General features: G+C 53.8%; 18 protein-coding genes, 1 tRNA gene and 1 pseudogene. 9 read left to right on the top strand and 11 right to left on the bottom strand.

Annotated features, from left to right (window positions below; translation table 11 throughout):
* Positions 1–178: 178 nt before the first annotated feature.
* Complete coding sequence (locus FGI04_RS16010) at positions 179–529, bottom strand: hypothetical protein (protein ID WP_407336974.1); 351 nt, start codon at positions 527–529, stop codon at positions 179–181.
* A gap of 122 nt (positions 530–651) precedes the next feature.
* Here FGI04_RS16010 and FGI04_RS16005 point away from each other — a divergent pair, with 122 nt between their 5' ends.
* Positions 652–840 carry a hypothetical protein gene (locus FGI04_RS16005; protein ID WP_033111580.1) on the top strand — a complete coding sequence of 63 codons (189 nt, stop codon included), beginning with the start codon at positions 652–654 and terminating at the stop codon, positions 838–840.
* Positions 841–992: 152 nt separating this feature from the next.
* On the opposite strand, the gene FGI04_RS16000 is transcribed toward FGI04_RS16005, so the two are convergent.
* The 7 genes from FGI04_RS16000 to aspA form a co-directional block, all read right to left on the bottom strand.
* Positions 993–2,255 (bottom strand): tyrosine-type recombinase/integrase, encoded by a 1,263-nt coding sequence (locus FGI04_RS16000; RefSeq protein WP_407336973.1) that lies wholly within the window; start codon positions 2,253–2,255, stop codon positions 993–995.
* 161 nt (positions 2,256–2,416) lie between these two features.
* Positions 2,417–2,492 (bottom strand) — tRNA-Phe (locus FGI04_RS15995).
* 161 nt (positions 2,493–2,653) lie between these two features.
* Positions 2,654–3,229, bottom strand: a complete 576-nt coding sequence (dicD, locus tag FGI04_RS15990) for a division control transcriptional repressor DicD (RefSeq protein ID WP_342698742.1) — start codon at positions 3,227–3,229, stop codon at positions 2,654–2,656.
* Between the two features lie 92 nt (positions 3,230–3,321).
* Entirely contained in the window at positions 3,322–5,070 is a 1,749-nt protein-coding gene (locus tag FGI04_RS15985; RefSeq protein WP_407340072.1) for a protein-disulfide reductase DsbD, read from the bottom strand.
* Positions 5,046–5,351: a divalent cation tolerance protein CutA gene (cutA, locus tag FGI04_RS15980; RefSeq protein WP_407274715.1), complete on the bottom strand. Its 306-nt coding sequence runs from the start codon at positions 5,349–5,351 to the stop codon at positions 5,046–5,048. The genes FGI04_RS15985 and cutA overlap by 25 nt, the downstream gene beginning before the upstream one ends.
* 243 nt (positions 5,352–5,594) lie before the next feature.
* A complete protein-coding gene (locus FGI04_RS15975) occupies positions 5,595–6,896 on the bottom strand; it encodes an anaerobic C4-dicarboxylate transporter (RefSeq protein ID WP_210176074.1) in 1,302 nt (433 codons plus the stop codon).
* Positions 6,897–7,069: 173 nt separating this feature from the next.
* A complete protein-coding gene (aspA, locus tag FGI04_RS15970; RefSeq protein WP_342698737.1) occupies positions 7,070–8,509 on the bottom strand; it encodes an aspartate ammonia-lyase in 1,440 nt (479 codons plus the stop codon).
* 445 nt (positions 8,510–8,954) lie between these two features.
* On the opposite strand from aspA, the pseudogene FGI04_RS15965 reads away from it, so the two are divergent.
* From FGI04_RS15965 to ubiA, 5 genes and pseudogenes are all read left to right on the top strand, one after another.
* Positions 8,955–9,486, top strand: a pseudogene (locus tag FGI04_RS15965) (FxsA family protein).
* A gap of 205 nt (positions 9,487–9,691) precedes the next feature.
* Positions 9,692–9,985: a co-chaperone GroES gene (locus tag FGI04_RS15960; RefSeq protein WP_013316258.1), complete on the top strand. Its 294-nt coding sequence runs from the start codon at positions 9,692–9,694 to the stop codon at positions 9,983–9,985.
* Positions 9,986–10,037: 52 nt separating this feature from the next.
* Positions 10,038–11,684, top strand: a complete 1,647-nt coding sequence (groL, locus tag FGI04_RS15955; RefSeq protein WP_168364891.1) for a chaperonin GroEL — start codon at positions 10,038–10,040, stop codon at positions 11,682–11,684.
* Positions 11,685–12,024: 340 nt separating this feature from the next.
* Positions 12,025–12,540, top strand: a complete 516-nt coding sequence (gene ubiC, locus FGI04_RS15950; protein WP_342698735.1) for a chorismate lyase — start codon at positions 12,025–12,027, stop codon at positions 12,538–12,540.
* Positions 12,541–13,425 (top strand): 4-hydroxybenzoate octaprenyltransferase, encoded by an 885-nt coding sequence (gene ubiA, locus FGI04_RS15945; protein ID WP_407336972.1) that lies wholly within the window; start codon positions 12,541–12,543, stop codon positions 13,423–13,425. It abuts the gene before it with no gap.
* Positions 13,426–13,617: 192 nt separating this feature from the next.
* On the opposite strand, the gene plsB is transcribed toward ubiA, so the two are convergent.
* Positions 13,618–16,107 carry a glycerol-3-phosphate 1-O-acyltransferase PlsB gene (gene plsB, locus FGI04_RS15940; RefSeq protein WP_342698733.1) on the bottom strand — a complete coding sequence of 830 codons (2,490 nt, stop codon included), beginning with the start codon at positions 16,105–16,107 and terminating at the stop codon, positions 13,618–13,620.
* A gap of 128 nt (positions 16,108–16,235) precedes the next feature.
* On the opposite strand from plsB, the gene FGI04_RS15935 reads away from it, so the two are divergent.
* Positions 16,236–16,601 carry a diacylglycerol kinase gene (locus FGI04_RS15935; RefSeq protein WP_342698732.1) on the top strand — a complete coding sequence of 122 codons (366 nt, stop codon included), beginning with the start codon at positions 16,236–16,238 and terminating at the stop codon, positions 16,599–16,601.
* Between the two features lie 109 nt (positions 16,602–16,710).
* Positions 16,711–17,322: a transcriptional repressor LexA gene (gene lexA / locus FGI04_RS15930; RefSeq protein WP_012883286.1), complete on the top strand. Its 612-nt coding sequence runs from the start codon at positions 16,711–16,713 to the stop codon at positions 17,320–17,322.
* 224 nt (positions 17,323–17,546) lie between these two features.
* On the opposite strand, the gene zur is transcribed toward lexA, so the two are convergent.
* Together zur and FGI04_RS15920 are read right to left on the bottom strand one after the other, a co-directional pair.
* Positions 17,547–18,056: a zinc uptake transcriptional repressor Zur gene (zur, locus tag FGI04_RS15925; protein WP_016943161.1), complete on the bottom strand. Its 510-nt coding sequence runs from the start codon at positions 18,054–18,056 to the stop codon at positions 17,547–17,549.
* A 135-nt stretch (positions 18,057–18,191) separates the two neighbouring features.
* Positions 18,192–18,899, bottom strand: coding sequence for a pirin family protein (locus FGI04_RS15920; protein WP_342698731.1), 708 nt, complete (start codon positions 18,897–18,899; stop codon positions 18,192–18,194).
* Between the two features lie 109 nt (positions 18,900–19,008).
* On the opposite strand from FGI04_RS15920, the gene FGI04_RS15915 reads away from it, so the two are divergent.
* A complete protein-coding gene (locus FGI04_RS15915) occupies positions 19,009–19,905 on the top strand; it encodes a LysR family transcriptional regulator (RefSeq protein ID WP_016943159.1) in 897 nt (298 codons plus the stop codon).
* Positions 19,906–19,948: the final 43 nt, after the last annotated feature.

The following is a 19,948-nucleotide window of genomic DNA, read 5'->3' as shown; positions in this document are numbered from 1 at the left end:
ACCTGCGGGCATGTCTTCTCCCTACTGAAATCAGCCGGTAGAAAAGGCTATCGGGAAAAGGGGAGGAGGCCTGCAAACAACTCAATATCGCATATCAAGAATTAGGGGGATTCAGTTATGGCAGCAAAAAAGCCCTGACCGTGAGTCACTCACGGCAGAGCTTTAATCAGGCGCGGGTTCAGAGGTTTATCGGGCGGGTCGGTGCGTGTGCGCGTCTGTGCATATCGTTAAGCGCCGGGATGAGTAGGCTGATGGCATTTAGCCCATGCCCCAACTGGCATAAACTTTCCGGCGTGGATTCGCACACGTCATTATCGGCAAAGGTAATCAGCGCATCGCCAATAAAATTCAGGCAATGACACAGCCCGGCGCTGGTTTCGGCGCAATACTCTGCCACCTGCGAGAGTTCGTCATCGTCCATGTTTGAAAAATCCAGACGCGCCAGCGCGGCATTCATGGCGGAATACAGGCTCTCGCAATCCGGCAGTGATTGGTAAGACGGGCCCGTGTTACTATCGGTGTCAGCCATAGCATTAGTCTCCTTAATGTTGTGGTCAGAAGCCCGGCGAGTGTTCCTAGCACTACCGGGCTTCGCTCTTTATCGTTGCAAAATACCGTGTAATTGCGGTGTAATTACAACAAGACCATGCTATGGAGTTTGTAATTACAATGTCAAGTGAAAAATCAAAAACAGACCAGTATCAGATTCGACTGTCCCACGAGTTTCGGGCGCAATTGGAAGAACAAGCCCACAAAGATGGCGACAAGACATTGGCTACATGGATAAAGCGTATTCTGCGCAAAGAACTCCAGACCCGAGGCATCGAACCCAAAGGTTAACGGTGATTCGGGGCCGTCAATGTCGCAAATCCTAACGTGTAAGAAACGTTTGGCAGAATGCCTGGATGGTTTTACGACAACGCTCCTGACGGGTTTTCTATCACATAGAAAGCCCGTCAGGAGCCAACAAGCGCAGCGCGTTAGCCGCAATATCACTCTTCTCCCCGGTAGCTCCGCGCATAAATATACGGTGCGACGTAGCCTTCGCGGTTTACATCCAAATAATCTGACCACCACTGCATCATCTCGATTCTGGCTTCCAGATGCTCCGCTTTATGCACATAAGCCGCCCGCACGCCGTTGCGCTCTTTGTGGCTCATCTGCCGCTCAATAGCGTCTTTTGACCAGCGCCCGGACTCGTTCAGCGCGCTACAGGCCATGGTTCTGAAGCCATGGCCGCATATTTCGGTTTTGGTGTCATAGCCAATCACGCGCAGCGCCTTGTTGATGGTGTTTTCACTCATCGGCTTGTTCAGGGTATGTGCGCCCGGGAAAACGAAGACCGATTCGCCGGAAAGCGCCTGAATCTGTTTCAGCAGAGCGACCGCCTGCCGTGACAGCGGCACCAGATGTTCATCCTTCATCTTGGCGCCACGCTCTGAGAACCGCACGCCGTCTACCGCTTCGCGCTGGGCGGGCACGCTCCAGATATGCGCTTTGAGGTTGAATTCATCCCAGCGGGCAAAACGCAGTTCGCTGGAGCGCAGAAAAACATGCAGATTCAGCTCCAGCGCCAGACGGGTGAGCATCCGGCCTTTGTAGCTCTCTATCTTCGCCAGCATTTCAGGCAGGCGTTTCAGCGGCAGAGCGGGGTGATGTTGGGTCACAACCGGGGTCACGACACCATCCAAATCGTAAGCCGGATTGTATTTGATGACGCCCTGCTGGACGGCGTGGCGCATGATTTTGGTCAGATGCTGGCGCACCCGTCCGGCGACGTCATGCACGCCTTTATCGTCAATCGCCTTAACCAACTGCGCCAGATGGCGGGTTTCAACCTTTGCGATATCCATCGCACCAATGGCGGGGAAAACGTAGCGTTTCAGGCAGATAAGAATTTTATCGGCGTGCGCGTCCGACCAGAGTTTAAGGCTGCTGGTGTGCCACGCCTGAGCGACATACTGAAAGGTGCGGGATTCATCAACGGCGGGGTTGTTCGCCTTGCGAAGCTGAGAAGGGCTGATGCCGGACGCCAATAGCTTACGCGCTGCATCGCGCTTTTCGCGGGCTTCTGCCAGTGTAGTTTGAGGGTAGGGTCCAAAGGCCAGACGGTTTTCTTTACCGCCGAAGCGATAGCGGAAATACCATAGCTTAGCGCCGCTGGGTGATACCGTGAGGTACAGGCCTTGCGAGTCTGTGAGCTTATAAGATTTTGCGAGGGGTTTCGCGGATCGGACTTTGCTGTCAGTTAACATGTGAGGGTCACTCCCGTTCATCGAACTGAATGACCCGCAATCTGACCCACAAATTCCCCGATACGAAGGGATAAATCAAAACGCATCGGAAAAGATTTTCACGCCAACTTATTGAATCGCAACAATACAGGGATTGATAAGGAGGCATAAAAAAGGAAAGGTGGTGCCCGGACTCGGAATCGAACCAAGGACACGGGGATTTTCAATCCCCTGCTCTACCGACTGAGCTATCCGGGCAACGGGGCGCATTAAACCGGATTCAGGCGTCTGCGTCAACGTGAATTCACCCACTTTTTGACGGTTTGGCTGCTTTTTCAGCGTTTATGCGGTTTTTGCGTAAATAAACAACAACATCCGGCGCAATGCCATGCTTTCAGAGGACGTCGGGCGTGAAAACATTACGCCAGCGCACCGTGTTTACGACACATGGCGACCCGCAGTACGTCTTCTGCCAGCCGTTTTGCCACGGTGACATCGGATAACTGGCGTTTTACCAGTAACTTGCTCAGGCAGCCTTCCAGAATCAGTTCTAGCTGTAAGGCCACCATGTCGGTGTCGTCGGTTTCCAGCTCTTCGAGCAGGGATTTGGTGTACTGGTACGAGGCCTGCTTTTGTTGCTCGGCAATCTGATGGATAGGGTGGAGAGGGTCAGGATAGGCACTGCAGGCCGCAATAAACAGACAACCGGGAAAACGATGCTGGCTGACGGCGTCCTGTAAACGTTGGTAGCGCTCCAGCAGTTTTTGTTCGGGGCTGAGGTGTTCATCCAACTGCACCTGCTTGCGCCAGATACTGATTTGCTGGCTGTGGTAACGCAGGCTGTCATACAGTAGCGCCTCGCGGTCAGGCCAGAAGGGCAGGAGTTCGGCGGGAGAAACGCCCAATTGGTCTGCCAGCATCTCCAGCGTTGTGTCGGCGAATCCGCGCTGCTCCAGTAACGCCAGCGCCTGTTCCAGTACTTCTTCGCGTTGCATCATGCTTCTCCTGCTTGTTCACTGTCACTAACCAGTGTGGTTTATCCCCGCTATCTTTCAAGCCCAGTGCCGACGGCCCGCTATCGTCCGGGTTAGCGTTTTAGCGTTTGCAAATGTGCGGCAAAGGCGGCGGCATCCATGAAGCCGGTGACGCGTGAGCCGGGAATTTCCTGGCCGCTGGCATCAAAAAACAGAATTGTCGGCAGCCCCAGTACGTTTAAATGTTGCAGCAGCGCTCGCTGTGCCTCGTTGTTGGCGGTGACGTTCGCCTGTAGCCGCTGCAGGGTAAACAGTGACTGCTGCACTGTCGCATCACGGAAGGTGTATTTCTCGAACTCTTTGCAGGCTATACACCAGTCGGCATAGAGATCAAGCATGGTGATACGCTTATCGTTGTGATTCAGCGCGCTCGTCAGTTCCGCCAGCGTATTGGTCGGCGTAAAACTCAGCTGGCTGGTGTGGGTTGGCTCTGCCTGTACCGGTGCGAAGAACCAATCCTGTAACGGCCGGGCTGCCAGTAGCGCACCCAGTAACAACAGAATCTGTACCATGCGCATGACACCAGCATGACTGCGCAGGCTCAGAGCAAACGCCCAGCCGAAAAATGCCACGCCGAGCAGCGCCCACAGTCGCCACTCCCAGGTATCGCCCAGCACCCTTCCCAGCAGGAAGACCGGTAATGCCAGAATGACAAACCCAAACCCCTCTTTGACGTGATTCATCCAGGGGCCGCGTTTGGGCAATAACCGGTTGCCAAACAGGGTAATCGCGATCAGTGGCAGACCCATACCCAGTGCATACAAATACAGTGAGCCGCCACCGGCCAGCAGGTTGCCACTCTGCGCAATATACAGCAGTAGCGCGCTAAGCGGCGCGGTGGTGCAGGGCGAGCAAATCAGCCCGGCCAGTGCACCCATAGCGAACACCCCGACAACGGAGCCGCTTTGCTGGCGGTTGCTCCACAGCGTCAGGCGTGTCTGCAACGATGACGGCAACTGCAGGCTATAGACGCCGAACATGGATAGCGCCAGTGCCGCGAACATGACCGATAAGCCTGTCAACACATAAGGATGCTGCAACGCAGCCTGAAAGCGCAGCCCAGCGGCGGCCACGATCAGGCCGAGCAGGGTGTAGGTCAATGCCATGCCCTGCACATACACCAGCGTCAGCAGCAGTGTGCGACCGGTCGATAAACGTTGCTGACGACCAAGAATCAACCCGGAGATCAGCGGATACATCGGCAATACGCAAGGCGTGAACGCCACGCCGATACCAATCAACAACGCCCACAACGGCGAAAACGGCAGCGTCGGCGTATGCGCAGCGTCAGGCTGGGGCACGATGGCGGCTGGCGTTGCAGGCGTGTCGGTGTTTGTCGTACTGGCGTTTGTAGAACTGGCGTTTGTTGCACTCAGCGGTATAGAACGGGTTTCCGGCGGGTAGCAGAAGCCTGCGTCGGCACAGCCCTGATAAGTGATGCTCAACGCCGCACCGGACGGCACATTACGCAGGGGGACGTTGAGTGTCAGCGACTGGCGGTAAATAGAAACATCGCCAAAAAATTCGTCACGGTGTGATTCGCCCGGTGGCAGCGTCACACCCGGTGGCGCGATAAGCGTGCTATTCAGCTTGATTTGCTGACGATACAGGTAGTAGCCCGGATGAATCTGCCAACTGACGGTCAGTTGATCGCCATGTTGTTGAAAATCAAATGCGAAGGCCTGATCGACCGCCAGAAACTGAGACTGGGCGCTGCGCCCGAACGGGTTTTGCGCCGGGGCCAGAGGGCTGAAAAACAGGCTGAGGCACAGGAGCGTCAGCGTAAGGATGCGTTGAGCCATGAGAGATAGTCGCTGTCGCCACCCTCGACCGGCAGCACCAGCAGTTCTGGTGTCTGGTAAGGATGCTGTTGTTTCAGGTGAGTCAGCAGGGCGGACTGGTGTTCCCTGTCGCTTTTAAGCAGCAGTTGAATCTCCGTCTGCTGTTCCAGTTTGCCTTCCCAATGGTAGAGGGAGATTGCGCCGGGCAGTAAGGTGACACAGGCAGCCAGATGCGCTTGCAGCGCCGATTGGGCCAGTTGTCGGGCGCAGTGCTCATCGGGGGCGGTACACAATACCACCACGGCACTGTTGGGTAACGCTTCGTTATTTAACGATTTTTCGCTATTTGACCGTTGTTCATTATTTAACAACGAGTTGCTGTTTAACAACGGATCGCTGTTTAACAGCGGATTGTCGCTGGAATCAGACATCGTGACCTCGATAACGGTAACGGTGGACACACTATACCGTGTGAGGTGGGTAAGCGTAAGGTTGGATCGGCGCCAGCACGCCGATCCGAAAAAACTTTACGAAAGGAAGGCGGGTTACAGCACCATGTTACCCACGATAAAGCCGAAGGCGACCGACAACGAAATCGCCACCACACCGGGGATCAAAAACGCATGGTTGAATACATATTTACCGATGCGGGTAGAGCCGGTGTCATCCATTTCTACCGCCGCCAACAGTGTGGGGTAGGTAGGCAGGACGAACAGTGCTGATACGGCAGCGAACGAGGCGATGGCAGTTACCGGGCTCACACCCAACATCAGTGCCGCTGGCATCAGCGCCTTGGCGGTAGCCGCCTGTGAATAGAGCAGCGTCGCGGCGAAGAACAGCACGACGGCCAGCATCCACGGATGGCTCTGCAACAGTGTGCCCGCTGTGCTCTGAATATCGGTGATGTGTGCTTTAACGAATGTGTCGCCCAGCCAGGCTACGCCCATGACGCACACACAAGCACTCATACCGGATTTAAAGGTACTGGCGCTGAGGATCTGCGCGGTATCAACGCGGCAGGTGATGCAGATAAGCGTGGCGATTGTCAGCATAAAGACGACGATCGCTTCGTTACGCGGCAGCACCGGGTTTTGAATCAGCCCAACCGTGTCGCTGATGGCGGTAGCGTATAACACCACGGCGATAATACCGATAAGAAACAGTCCAACGGAGAGTTTGGCACCGGGTTTCAGTTCCTGATGGCCCTGACCACGCAGTGTGACTTCGCCTTTACGCAAACGTTCCTGGTAGATCTCATCATCTTTCAGTTCTTTGCCGAGGAAATTGGTGAGGATAGCGGTCAGCAGAATGGCAATCAGCGTACTGGGGATGCAGATGCCAAGCAGTGCCAGATAGCTCACGCCTTTCGGTTCGAGCAGACCTGCGACGAAAACCACCGCCGCAGAGATAGGTGAGGCCGTGATCGCGATTTGTGACGCGACGACCGCTATCGACAGCGGACGAGACGGGCGGATGCCTTGTTCTTTTGCCACTTCAGCGATAACTGGCAGCGTAGAGAACGCGGTGTGACCGGTACCGGCCAGCAGCGTCATAAAATAGGTCACCAGTGGAGCAAGAAAAGTGACGTAACGCGGCTGACGGCGCAGCAGTTTTTCCGCCAGACTGACCAGATAATCCATACCACCGGCTATCTGCATGGCAGCGATAGCGGCGATAACCGCCATGATGATTTCGATGACATCGAACGGGATAGCACCCGGTTTAATGTGAAGCCCTAGCGTTAAAACCAGTACGCCCAACCCACCGGCAAAACCGATACCGATGCCACCGAGCCTGGCGCCCAGATAAATAGCGAGGAGTACTATAAATAGTTCCAGAATAAGCATGTTGATGTTCCTTCTGATTTTGTTGCCTGTGACATTGCAAAACGTCTTTCCATATCTTTTTCTTATGGTTGTAGCTAAAGGTTGGCCCTTTGCGGTGCGGAAAAAGGAGTGGATAGAACAAAGGCACGCAGCCCTAATGGACTGACGTGCCTTACAGAGAAGACGGTGCGGAATTAGGACGCGTCTTGGTCTTCGGTGTAGCGTTTGGCTTTGTAAGCCGGGTGCATCAGGTTCTGCACAGAGAAGATGTCATCCAGCTCAGTTTCGGTCAGCAGACCGCGCTCCAGCACCACTTCACGCACGCTCTTACCAGTTTCGGCGCAAATCTTACCGACGATATCGCCGTTGTGGTGACCGATGAACGGGTTCAGGTAGGTGACGATACCGATAGAGTTGAACACGTAGGATTCGCACACGTCTTTATTGGCGGTGATGCCTTCGACGCATTTTTCCAGCAGGTTGTAGCAGGCATTGGTCAGAATCTGGGTAGATTCGAACATAGCCTGACCGATTACGGGTTCCATCACGTTCAACTGCAACTGACCGGCTTCGGCTGCCATGGTGACGCAGGTGTCGTTGCCAATCACTTTGAAGCACACCTGATTGACGACTTCCGGCACAACCGGGTTGACCTTGGCTGGCATAATGGACGAGCCCGCCTGCAGTTCCGGCAGGTTGATTTCGTTCAGACCGGCACGCGGACCTGAAGAGAGCAGACGCAGGTCGTTACAGATCTTGGACAGTTTCACCGCCAGGCGTTTTAGCGCGCCGTGTACCATGACGTAAGCACCGCAGTCAGAGGTCGCTTCGATCAGGTCTTCGGCTGGTACGCATGCCAGTTTGCTGACTTCGGCCAGTTTCTGCACAGCCAGTTGCTGGTAGCCTTCCGGTGTGTTCAGACGAGTACCGATAGCGGTCGCGCCCAGGTTCACTTCCAGCAGCAGTTCTGCGGTGCGCAGCAGGTTTTTGTTCTCTTCTTTCAACAGCACGTTGAAAGCGTGGAACTCCTGGCCCAGCGTCATCGGTACGGCGTCCTGCAACTGGGTACGACCCATTTTCAGGATGTTTTCGAATGCTTTCGCTTTTTGTTCAAAGCCTTCGCCCAGTACGGTGACCGCTTCGACCAGTTTCAAAATGCTGGTGTATACCGCGATACGGAAGCCGGTAGGGTAGGCATCGTTGGTAGACTGGCATTTGTTGACGTGGTCATTGGGGTTCAGGTACTGGTATTCCCCCTTTTTGTGGCCCATCAGTTCCAGACCGATGTTGGCCAGCACTTCGTTGGTGTTCATGTTGACGGATGTACCCGCGCCACCTTGGAAAACATCGACCGGGAATTGATCCAGACATTTGCCGTTGACCAACACTTCGTCACAGGCTTTGATGATGGTGTCGGCAATCTTGCGCGGTATGGTTTGGAGTTCACGGTTAGCCATGGCGGCGGCTTTTTTCACCATCACCATGCCGCGTACAAATTCCGGAACGTCACTGATTTTCTGGTTGCTGATATAGAAGTTTTCTATAGCACGCAGTGTATGGACGCCGTAGTACGCATCAGCCGGAACTTCTCTGATACCTAACAGATCTTCTTCAATACGAATGTTATCTGACATGAGAGCCTTCTCTTATACTTCTGTCGATTAGAATTTATAGGGTGTATCGTCTTACCGTGGAGTACAGCAGCAGAATGTTTAACCACCATGCTTGCTGTTGCTATTATGATATTCTGTTGGTTAACAGTATTTCCGTTGCCCGGATCACATATGGGCAGTCATTTCTCTCCTGGAGCATGATCTGTGATGAGGGTCATGACCTCGTACAGAAATAGGTAGATACCTCATCATCGTGGTTGAAAAAGGGCGACTGCACTACCATCTCCTTGATCAGCGCCCGCCAATAATGGGTAAATGGCGTGTACGAGTATAAGGTACTGTACCATGCCGACTGGTCGTATCTTCATACCTGATCATGATGACAGCGCGAGGTCTTCTGTATCACCGCGTGATGTTGAGTAAACATTTTTATCAATGAGTTAGCTATTAACCACAGGAGCTTTGGGTGCGCTGGTTACCGCTTTTACTGATTTTTCTGTTCGTTTACATCGAAGTCTCCATCTTTATTCGGGTGGCCGATGTGCTGGGCGTTGCGGTCACGCTGCTGTTGGTCGTGATGACGTCCTGCATTGGGATCTCCATGGTGCGCAACCAGGGAGTGAAGAACATTATGCTGATGCAGCAGCGTTTGCAGGCGGGAGAAAGTCCGGCGGCCGAGCTGGTTAAGAGCGTGTCGTTGATCCTGGCCGGTTTCCTGCTGGTGGTGCCGGGATTTTTCACCGATTTTCTCGGGTTGTTGCTGTTGCTGCCGCCGATACAAAAACACCTGACGCTTAAACTGATGCCGCACCTGCAAGTCTGGGGGGGGGCGTCCCGGGCCGAATAGCCGAGGTGGTCAGGGCAATGTGTTTGAAGGTGAGTTTCAGCGTAAAGATGAGCATGAGCGGCTGGATCAATCCGACAACGATCATCACAACGACCATAACAACGATAATCACCACAACGGCAACCCACCCGGTGGTTCCTCGCATCGCTAAATCTGGCCCCTGTGGGGCGTTGACTGGCGTCGGGCGCGTTTGTCGCCGGGGTTTGGCAGAAAAATTTCATTTAATGCAAAAAAAATTTCTTTCCTCCCTTGAAGCGTCGTGAAACGTCCCCACTTAGTTCACCACAAGGCCGGATGTCAGATACATCCGGCATTTAACCTAAGCTGATATGGACTTTCTCAAAGGAGAGCTATCAATGAAAATTCGTCCATTGCATGACCGCGTAATCGTCAAGCGCAAAGAAGTTGAGTCAAAATCTGCTGGCGGCATCGTTCTGACCGGTTCTGCAGCGGGTAAATCCACCCGTGGTGAAGTCCTGGCTGTTGGCCATGGCCGCATCCTGGAAAACGGTGAAGTGAAACCGCTGGACGTGAAAGTAGGCGATATCGTCATTTTCAATGATGGCTATGGCGTGAAGACTGAGAAGATCGACAACGAAGAGGTGTTGATCATGTCTGAAAGCGACATTCTGGCGATTGTTGAAGCCTAATCTTACGTAATCATCTGTGAACTGAACGAAACGAATTCAAGGGAAACTACCAATGGCAGCTAAAGACGTAAAATTCGGTAATGACGCTCGAGTAAAAATGTTGCGTGGCGTTAATGTGCTGGCTGATGCAGTAAAAGTTACACTGGGCCCGAAAGGCCGTAACGTAGTACTGGACAAATCCTTCGGCTCGCCGACCATCACCAAAGACGGCGTGTCCGTTGCGCGTGAAATCGAACTGGAAGACAAGTTCGAAAACATGGGCGCTCAGATGGTGAAAGAAGTTGCCTCTAAAGCTAACGATGCAGCAGGCGACGGCACCACCACCGCGACAGTACTGGCTCAGGCTATCGTTAACGAAGGTCTGAAAGCCGTTGCTGCGGGCATGAACCCGATGGATCTGAAACGCGGTATCGACAAAGCGGTTATCGCTGCTGTAGAAGAACTGAAAAAACTGTCCGTTCCTTGCGCTGATACCAAAGCTATCGCTCAGGTAGGTACCATCTCCGCCAACTCCGACGAAACCGTGGGCAAGCTGATCGCTGAAGCCATGGAAAAGGTAGGTAAAGAAGGCGTGATCACCGTAGAAGAAGGCTCTGGTCTGCAAGACGAGCTGGACGTGGTTGAAGGTATGCAGTTCGATCGCGGCTACCTGTCTCCGTACTTCATCAACAAACCGGAAACTGGTTCTGTTGAGCTGGAAAGCCCATTCATCCTGCTGGCTGACAAAAAAATCTCCAACATCCGCGAAATGCTGCCGGTGCTGGAAGCTGTTGCCAAAGCTGGCAAACCGTTGCTGATCATCGCTGAAGACGTAGAAGGCGAAGCGCTGGCAACGCTGGTGGTTAACACCATGCGCGGTATCGTGAAAGTTGCTGCGGTGAAAGCGCCGGGCTTCGGTGACCGTCGTAAAGCTATGCTGCAGGACATCGCTACCCTGACTGCCGGTACTGTGATTTCTGAAGAAATCGGTCTGGAGCTGGAAAAAGCGACGCTGGAAGATCTGGGCCAGGCTAAACGTGTGGTTATCAACAAAGACACCACCACCATCATCGATGGCGTGGGCGACGAAGCGGCAATTCAGGGTCGTGTTACCCAGATTCGCCAGCAGATCGAAGAAGCGACTTCCGACTACGATCGTGAAAAACTGCAGGAGCGCGTAGCTAAACTGGCTGGCGGTGTTGCGGTTATCAAAGTCGGTGCTGCGACCGAAGTTGAAATGAAAGAGAAGAAAGCCCGCGTTGAAGATGCGCTGCACGCGACCCGTGCTGCCGTTGAAGAAGGCGTGGTTGCCGGTGGTGGCGTGGCGCTGGTGCGCGTAGCGGCCTCTATCAGCAAACTGACTGGCGACAACGAAGACCAGAACGTGGGTATCCGTGTTGCACTGCGCTCCATGGAAGCGCCGCTGCGTCAGATCGTTTCCAACGCCGGTGAAGAGCCGTCTGTGGTTGCTAACAACGTGAAAGCGGGTGAAGGTAACTACGGTTACAACGCGGCAACCGAGCAGTATGGCAACATGATCGACATGGGTATTCTGGATCCGACCAAGGTAACCCGTTCTGCTCTGCAGTACGCGGCTTCCGTAGCGGGCCTGATGATCACCACCGAATGTATGGTGACCGAGCTGCCGAAAGGCGATGCGCCTGATTTAGGTGCTGCTGGTGGCATGGGCGGCATGGGTGGTATGGGTGGCATGATGTAATCAGCCGCGCCGTCGTAGCGATATCTTCGCTACGATACCCGTCGCACAAGAAACTACCCGGCTTTCGCCGGGTAGTTTTTTTTATGGTGCCAGCGCTCTGGTGTGTTGCGCTCGCCCGTGACGTCTTTACAGCGCATCTATTTACAACGTATCTGATGCGTGACGCCGCACCATGCATTTGCAACAGGCTGTGAGCTGGATAGCTATCTTGTGTGAAAATCGCTCAAATCGTTAACGCGGGGTTCGGAACCTGTTATCAGCGCACGCTTCTTCGCTACAATGAGCTTCTGCGTTACAATAAGCGCGTTTTATTTATTAAACACCGGGTGGAATGGAAGAGATGTCTGATGAGGCGTTGGCTAGCCTGCACTCGGTTGAGTGGTGCGCGCCTGAAGAATTACCTGCGTCGGTGATGGACTGGCTGGTTTACCACGAGTCTATGACGCGCCGTCTTGAACGGCATTGCTTACGCCTGACGGTACAAGTCGGGCAGGAGCAGTTTGTCTCGTCGCCAGAGGTGGCGGGTGAAGCGGCGTTGTTGCCGTTGAGTGAGCGCTATTGGCTACGTGAGGTTACGCTGTCAGGTGACGGCAAGCCCTGGTTATTCGGCCGCACTGTGATACCGGAGCAGACGCTGGAAGAGGCTGATATTGACCTGACGCAGATTGGCAATACGCCACTGGGGCGTTATTTGTTCCTGCAAGGGCCACCGCCGCGCGATGTGATTCAAACTGGTCGATGTGGCGCGCTGTGGGTGCGGCGTGCGCGTTTGCTTTTGTCGGGCAATCCGTTGCTGATTACCGAGCTATTTTTGCCGGATGCCCCCGTTTATTTCCCCGACGCCCATCAGGGCTGAATGCAAAAGGAGAATCAGGCGTTGGAAAGATTGTTAACGTCAGGACGCTGGGGTGCGTATTTCCGTTTGATGCGTATTAATAAGCCGATTGGCACGTTATTGCTGTTATGGCCAACACTGTGGGCATTATGGCTGGCAGGACGTGGCGCACCGACGCTCTGGACGTTACTGGTGTTTGTGGCAGGGGTATTTTTGATGCGTGCCGCAGGGTGTGTGATTAATGACTACGCCGATCGCCATTTCGATGGGCACGTCAAACGTACCGCCGCACGACCGTTACCCGCCGGGTTAGTGAGTGAACAATCTGCCAAGGTGCTGTTTGTTGTTCTGGTATTGCTGGCGTTTGGTTTGGTACTGACCATGAACCCGCTGACTATCTGGTTATCGGTTGCCGCGCTGGCGCTGGCGTGGGTGTATCCATTCATGAAACGCGTTAGCCATCTGCCACAACTGGTTTTAGGAGCCGCGTTTGGCTGGTCTATCCCGATGGCGTATGCCGCCGTTAGCGAATCCTTGCCTGCCGCCTGTTGGCTGATGTTTTTTGCCTACATTTGCTGGACCATCGCGTATGACACCGAATACGCGATGGTAGATCGCGACGATGATCTCAAGATTGGGATAAAATCCACCGCCATCTTGTTTGGCCGTCATGACACCTTGATTATCGGCGTACTGCAACTGATGACGCTGGTGGCGATGCTGGCACTAGGAAGGATGATGGGGTTGAGCCAGATTTTCTACTGGTCGGTGCTGGTGGCTGCTGCCTTGTTCGCTTATCAGCAACGGCTGATTGCCGGGCGTGAACGTGATGACTGCTTCCGGGCATTCAACAATAACAATTATGTCGGCATGGTGCTGTTTTTCGGCATCCTGTTTGGTTTGTAGCCGGTTTTCTGTAGTAAGCTGTTTGTAGCAGATTGTTTTGTAAAAGAAAGATGGTTTTATAAAAGAAAGGTTGTTTTATAAAAGCAAGATAGTTTTATAAAAGAAAAATAGTTTTGTGGCTGGCTGTTTTATCGCAACAGGGCGGTTATTGAGTGGTAAAACAGCCCTGCGCGTCTGCGCAGGGCTTCATCGTTACTCGACGTCTTCCTTTTCTTTTTCCTTTTCAGCCAGACTCACAGCGGGTTCGCTTTCGCTGCTTTCCTGCGCCAGGCTGGCACTTTCAATGGTGAGTTTGACTTCTGGCGTGAGCAGTTCACCCAGTATGGCGTAAATTGCCTGCACATGTTCCAGCACGGCTTCACCCGTATCGCTGACGTACCCTTCGTTACGCAATGTGTTGACCAGCGTTGAGAAGACCGCCTTGTCGAAAAACTCTGGCGCATTAATACCATGCAATACAGACAGACGCTGCGCCATACTGCGGCTTTCTTTCTCCAGCGCACCACGGCTGATGGACGGGTTGGCGTTCAGCAACGCCAGCGTAATGGCATAACGCTGCAGCGTTTCACGCACACCGGCGGCCAGCAATTGCAACGTACGGATTCGTGCAGGGTTCAGTTCCAGCACATCATCTCGGGTCTGAATCAGTTGCTGATTCGCCAGCTCGGCGACCAGATCATTCAGTACGTCCGCCAGTGCGGTTTTCTCGTAATACAGGAACAATTCAGCCTGTAGCAGCGGATAAATCAGTGTTATCTGGCGCAGCAGCTCGGCGGTTGTAATACGGCGGCAGTGCATCACGATGCTGGCAACTAACGACGGCAGTACCAGCATATGCTGGATGTTATTGCGATAGTACGTCATCAACACCGCCTGCTCGCGCGGCAGGATGATAATATCGCCGACGTTATCCTTCTCCACTTCGAACTTATCCATACCCAGTGCGTGATCCAACAGCTCGGCAGCGGTTCGATTCGGCACGGTGGCATCCTGATTGTAAGGGACATTACGCAGCAGTTGCAGGTAACACTCCAGTTGCTCTTCCATCTGCTCACGGGTTAACGCCCGCTGGCGGGAGGCGAGCAGCGCAGTACAACACAGGTTCATTGCGTTGGCCGCCGCGGCATTGTTGATACGCACCATGATGTTATCGGCGATATCCTGCACGGTTGGCGTCAGCCAGGCTGGTCGTTGCGGATCGATAGGATCGATGGCATCACGCCACTGTGGTACGTGGTGGTTGAGGTACGTGGTCAACGACAGCGGTTCGCCGATGTTCACGTATCCTTGACCGAGGTTGCGCAGTTTGCGTAACCCGCGCACCATTTGCAGGAAACCCTCTTTCTCTTTGGTCGCGCCGCGCAGCTCTTTCGCGTAGGTGCCCACCTCCATCACATGCTCATAGCCGATGTAAATCGGCACTAATGTGATCGGGCGAGTTCCACCGCGCAGCATCGCCTGAATGGTCATGGCTAGTGTGCCGGTCTTGGGCTCCAGCAAACGACCAGTACGGGAACGGCCGCCTTCGACAAAGTATTCCACCGAATAACCCCGGGTGAACAACTCACCCAGATACTCGCGAAACAGCGTGGAATAGAGTTTGTTGCCCTTGAACGTGCGGCGGATGAAGAACGCGCCGAGACGACGGAAAATGGGGCCAGCCGGCCAGAAGTTAAGGTTGATGCCGGCAGCGATATGCGGCGGCACCAGGCCCTGATGGTACAAAACGTAGGAGAGCAGCAGATAGTCCATGTGGCTGCGGTGGCAGGGGACATAGACGATTTCGTGCCCGTCTTGTGCCAGCTGACGCACCCGTTCGGCATTATGCACGTTGATGCCCTGGTACAAGCGGTTCCAGGTCCAGCTCAGTACACGGTCTGATAACCGCACGGCTTCATAGGAGAAGTCGGCAGCAATCTCTTCCAGCAGCGTGATGGCGTTTTGTTGGGCTTTGTCATGCGAAATCTTTTTCACCCGCGCTTCATCGTCAATCGCTTTGGCGATAGCGCGGGAAGACAGCAACTTATTGAACAGCTCCTGGCGGACCGGCAAACGCGGGCCGACTGCCGCCAGCCGCAGACGAGAAAAGTGCATCCGTGCTACGCGTGCCAGCTTGTGGGCGATAGTCTTATCGGTGCCGTGCTCGGTTGCCATGTAACGCAGTGATACGGGGACGGAGAAACGTACAAAGCTGTCGCGTCCCAGCCATAACACGGCGAAGAATTTTTCAATACCGTTCAACAGGCGCAGATGTGGTGTGCCCTGACTCTGCCCTTCGCGGCCAGGCGAACGACCGAACATGACGGATACCGGCACCATCTGTATATCGAGTTGCGGATTGTTGCGATGCAGATCCAGATAATCGTGGAACAGCTTTATCGACTGCTGTTTAGGCACGTAATAACGGAACAGACGCGGGCCATCATTAACGAAAACGTAGCTCGGTAAGGTTTTTCCATCGATCTGCAGTGGTTGCAGCGGATCGGGCAGGCCTTGCTCCAGACATTTCGTGCGCAGAGTCAGCAAATCCGCCTTGGAGTTGTAAGGCAGGACATAGAAAATGGGCCGCGCCGGATCCAACCGTTGTTCATTAACGGGATCCTGTGGAATGACCTTACTTTTAACCAGTAATTTTAGCGGGAAATTCAGTAGTTTATAGTAAATTATACGCCAACCTGACATAACAACCAGAAGCCTCTTGTTAGCAATTCGGGCCAAGGATACCAGAAACCAGACAGGATATCTGTGGTGATGAAACCAGGGCTGCGCGTTAAAATCATGGCCAACCACAAATTAAAGGCGGAGTACGCATGAACAAAGCAACCGGAATGACCCGCATCATCAAAGCGACGGGTTATTCGCTGCAAGGATTGAAACAGGCATGGCAGCATGAGGCGGCGTTTCGACAGGAACTCCTGCTTACGCTGGTCGCGGTGATTATTGCCTGCTGGTTGCCGGTTTCCATGGTGGAACGACTGCTGTTGATCGGCGCAGTCGTGTTGATCGTACTGTTTGAGCTGGTCAATAGTGCGATTGAGGCGGTGGTGGATCGCGTCGGTACGGATTACCACGAATTGTCAGGCCGGGCCAAAGACATCGGCTCGGCGGCGGTATTCGTCGCCTGTCTGTTGGCGGCAGTCGTGTGGGGCGGGATACTGTGGAGCCGTTTTGCGTGACGCTCTGCATAATCACAGAAAAATCCGTGCAATAGCAATCTCGCGGTTCCCATAGGCACTTTCCCTGTATATACTCACAGCGAAACTGTATAAACAAACAGGGGGCGGAATGAAAGCGCTAACTACCAGACAACAGCAGGTTTATGATCTGATTCGCGATCATATTTCACAAACCGGTATGCCGCCCACCCGGGCCGAAATTGCCAGTCAGTTGGGCTTCCGCTCGCCCAATGCAGCCGAAGAACACCTCAAGGCGCTCGCACGTAAAGGCGTCATTGAAATTGTGACGGGCGCTTCTCGTGGAATCCGCCTGTTGATGGAAGAAGAAGACCAAGGTCTGCCGTTAATTGGCCGTGTCGCCGCCGGTGAACCGCTGCTGGCTCAGCAGCATATCGAATGTCACTATCAGGTTGATCCCGCAATGTTTAAACCCAGCGCTGATTTTCTGCTGCGGGTGAGTGGGATGTCGATGAAAGACATCGGAATTCTGGATGGTGACCTGCTGGCGGTACATAAAACGCAGGATGTGCGTAACGGTCAGGTTGTTGTCGCGCGCATTGAAGATGAAGTGACAGTTAAACGCTTGAAAAAGCAGGGCAACATTGTTCAGTTGCTGGCAGAAAATAAAGAGTTTTCACCGATCGTTGTCGATTTGCGTGAGCAAAACTTCTCCATTGAAGGGTTGGCGGTGGGTGTTATCCGCAACAGCGACTGGAGCTGACGCCCCTGTTCCAGTCCGCCCTTGATGGGTGATGCGCATTGCCCATACTGGTGTCCAGTGTGTCTGGATGGGCACCTTTTATTTCCCGGTTTGATCTCCGGTTTGCGTCAGGGAAGGGCGATGAATTCAGAAATGAATTCAGGAGAAGCAATGGATTCAAGAGAAATCAGGATAAAGCAGTGTGAAGCAGCGCTTCACACTTGGCACCTCATCGTTTTCGCTGTTCAGCGTTTTTTCACGGGGATGCTGTGATCGTGATGGCAACTGTCCCGATGTTCGCAAGATTCAACCTGTTGGCATTCGCCACACAAACCATGCGCTTCCACCACGCTGTGACGCAAGGCAAAACCTGCCTGTTTGGCTAGCTGGTGCAGGGTTTCTTCCACCCCTTCCGTCTGGCGTTCTGTCACTTGTCCGCACCGATCGCAGATAAACAGCGCCGACGTATGGCTGTGTTCCTCAAAATGATGGCACAGTACATAACTGTTGGTAGATTCCACCTTATGGATAAAACCTTGTTCCAGCAAAAAATCCAGTGCGCGATAGACGGTTGGGGGTTTGGCCTGCGGTTCGGAAACACGGAGCAGATCCAGCAGATCATACGCGCTGATCGCACCAGGCTGCAGGGCCATCAAACGCAACACCTCCTGACGTTGAGGCGTCAGACGTACATTGCGTTGCTGACAAAGCTGTTCAGCCTGGGCAACAAGTTTGTCCGGATTGGTTGAATCCATTGCAGTAACCCTGAAGCGAGTGTGAAATTATCCCGGCATATTATCATGACTGGACAAAAACGCCGAGATAGCGACATCGAGGTTACTTGGGTGGCTCCCGCATTAGGGGGATTCGTCTGCTGAGCCCGAAGGCACTTAGACCACCAGGTCTATCAGTAATGCACGTGCGGCGGTTTCTGCCCGAACGATAAGACTCTTTTCCTGCTGAACAAACGCACCGTCGCCACAACGCAATACGCTCGGTATCGGCGCGCTATTCCCATTAATATGCAGAGTACCGTAAATCGACTGCAGATAAGCCCGGTTGCCGTTCAGTGTCAGGTGATGTTGTTCACCGGCGGCCAGATTCACATGGTGGATCCAGACCTGCTGACGCAGATGGAGGGCATTGGCAGATTCATCTGGCGATGCAATCAACTGATAAGGCTGCTGCTCTTCCACCTGCAGCCGTTGCAGACACTGGTTTTCCCGGGTAGGGCAAGCGTCCAGCCACAGCTGTAGCCGGGTCAGTGGCGTCTCACTGCCAGTATTGTGCTCGCTATAGCTGATATTGGGTTGCGTGGCGAGCAACAAGGCCTCGCCAGCTTTGGCCCGGGTATGGTTGCCGTTGCTGTCACGATATTCTGCTTCACCCTGCAAGATGATATTCAGGATATCCACGCGGGGATAGGAGCGTGGCTGAAAGGAGGCGCCGGGGGCCAGTACTTCCTGATTGAGCACCCGCAGCGAGGCAAAGCCCAGCAGATCAGGATCAAAGTAATGACCGAAAGAAAAGGTATAGCGCGCCTGCAACCAGCCATAGTCAGCCTTGCCGCATTGTTCTGCTGCTCTGCTAATGATCATGGTATTCGACCCTGAGAATTATTGATGAAGCGATAGTAATTGTCTGGACGATGGATTGTTAGCCAGTTAATCTGGTCGGCACGTTCAAAAATCCTGAATGAGTGAATAAATGGCAAAGGAACGGGCACTAACACTGGAAGCCTTAAGAGTCATGGATGCTATCGATCGCCGGGGAAGTTTTGCCGCCGCTGCAGATGAGCTGGGGCGTGTACCTTCTGCCCTGAGTTATACCATGCAGAAACTGGAAGATGAGCTGGATGTCGTGTTGTTCGACCGTTCCGGGCATCGTACGAAGTTCACCAATGTGGGGCGTATGCTGCTGGAGCGTGGACGCATCTTGCTGGAAGCTGCAGACAAGTTGACGACGGATGCCGAAGCGCTGGCGCGTGGATGGGAAACCCATCTGACCATTGTGATGGAAGCATTGGTGCCGACCGAGCGTTTTTTCCCTTTGCTGGATAAGTTGTCGCTAAAAGCCAATACCCAGGTGTCATTATTGACGGAGGTGCTGGCAGGGGCATGGGAACGGCTTGAGCAAGGACGGGCAGATATCGTTATCGCACCGGACATGCACTTTCGCTCGTCTTCGGAAATCAACACCCGCAAGCTTTACTCCATGAAGAGCGTGTATGTGGCAAGCCCGGACCACCCGATTCACGATGAACCGGAGCCGTTATCGGAAGTGACGCGGGTTAAATATCGCGGTATTGCGATTGCCGATACCGCCCGCGAGCGCCCTGTACTAACAGTGCAATTGCTGGATAAGCAGCCGCGTTTGACCGTGAGTTCGATGGATGACAAGCGACGGGCGTTGCTGGCCGGACTGGGGGTGGCGACAATGCCCTATGAACGGGTGGCTCAGGATATTGCCGAAGGCAGGCTGCGAGTCGTCAGTCCGGAAAACATCATCGAAGTCCAAATCATCATGGCATGGCGGCGTGATAGCATGGGCGAAGCCAAGGCGTGGTTTTTACGGGAAATCCCCCGCATATTCAACGCAAATTGAGTATGACACAACACCGTCGCTGATGTTAATCACGCGACGGTGT

Source organism: Dickeya ananatis, assembly GCF_019464615.1.
Taxonomy (GTDB): Bacteria; Pseudomonadota; Gammaproteobacteria; order Enterobacterales; family Enterobacteriaceae; genus Dickeya; species Dickeya oryzae.
This window is presented reverse-complemented; position numbering and strand designations above follow the sequence as displayed.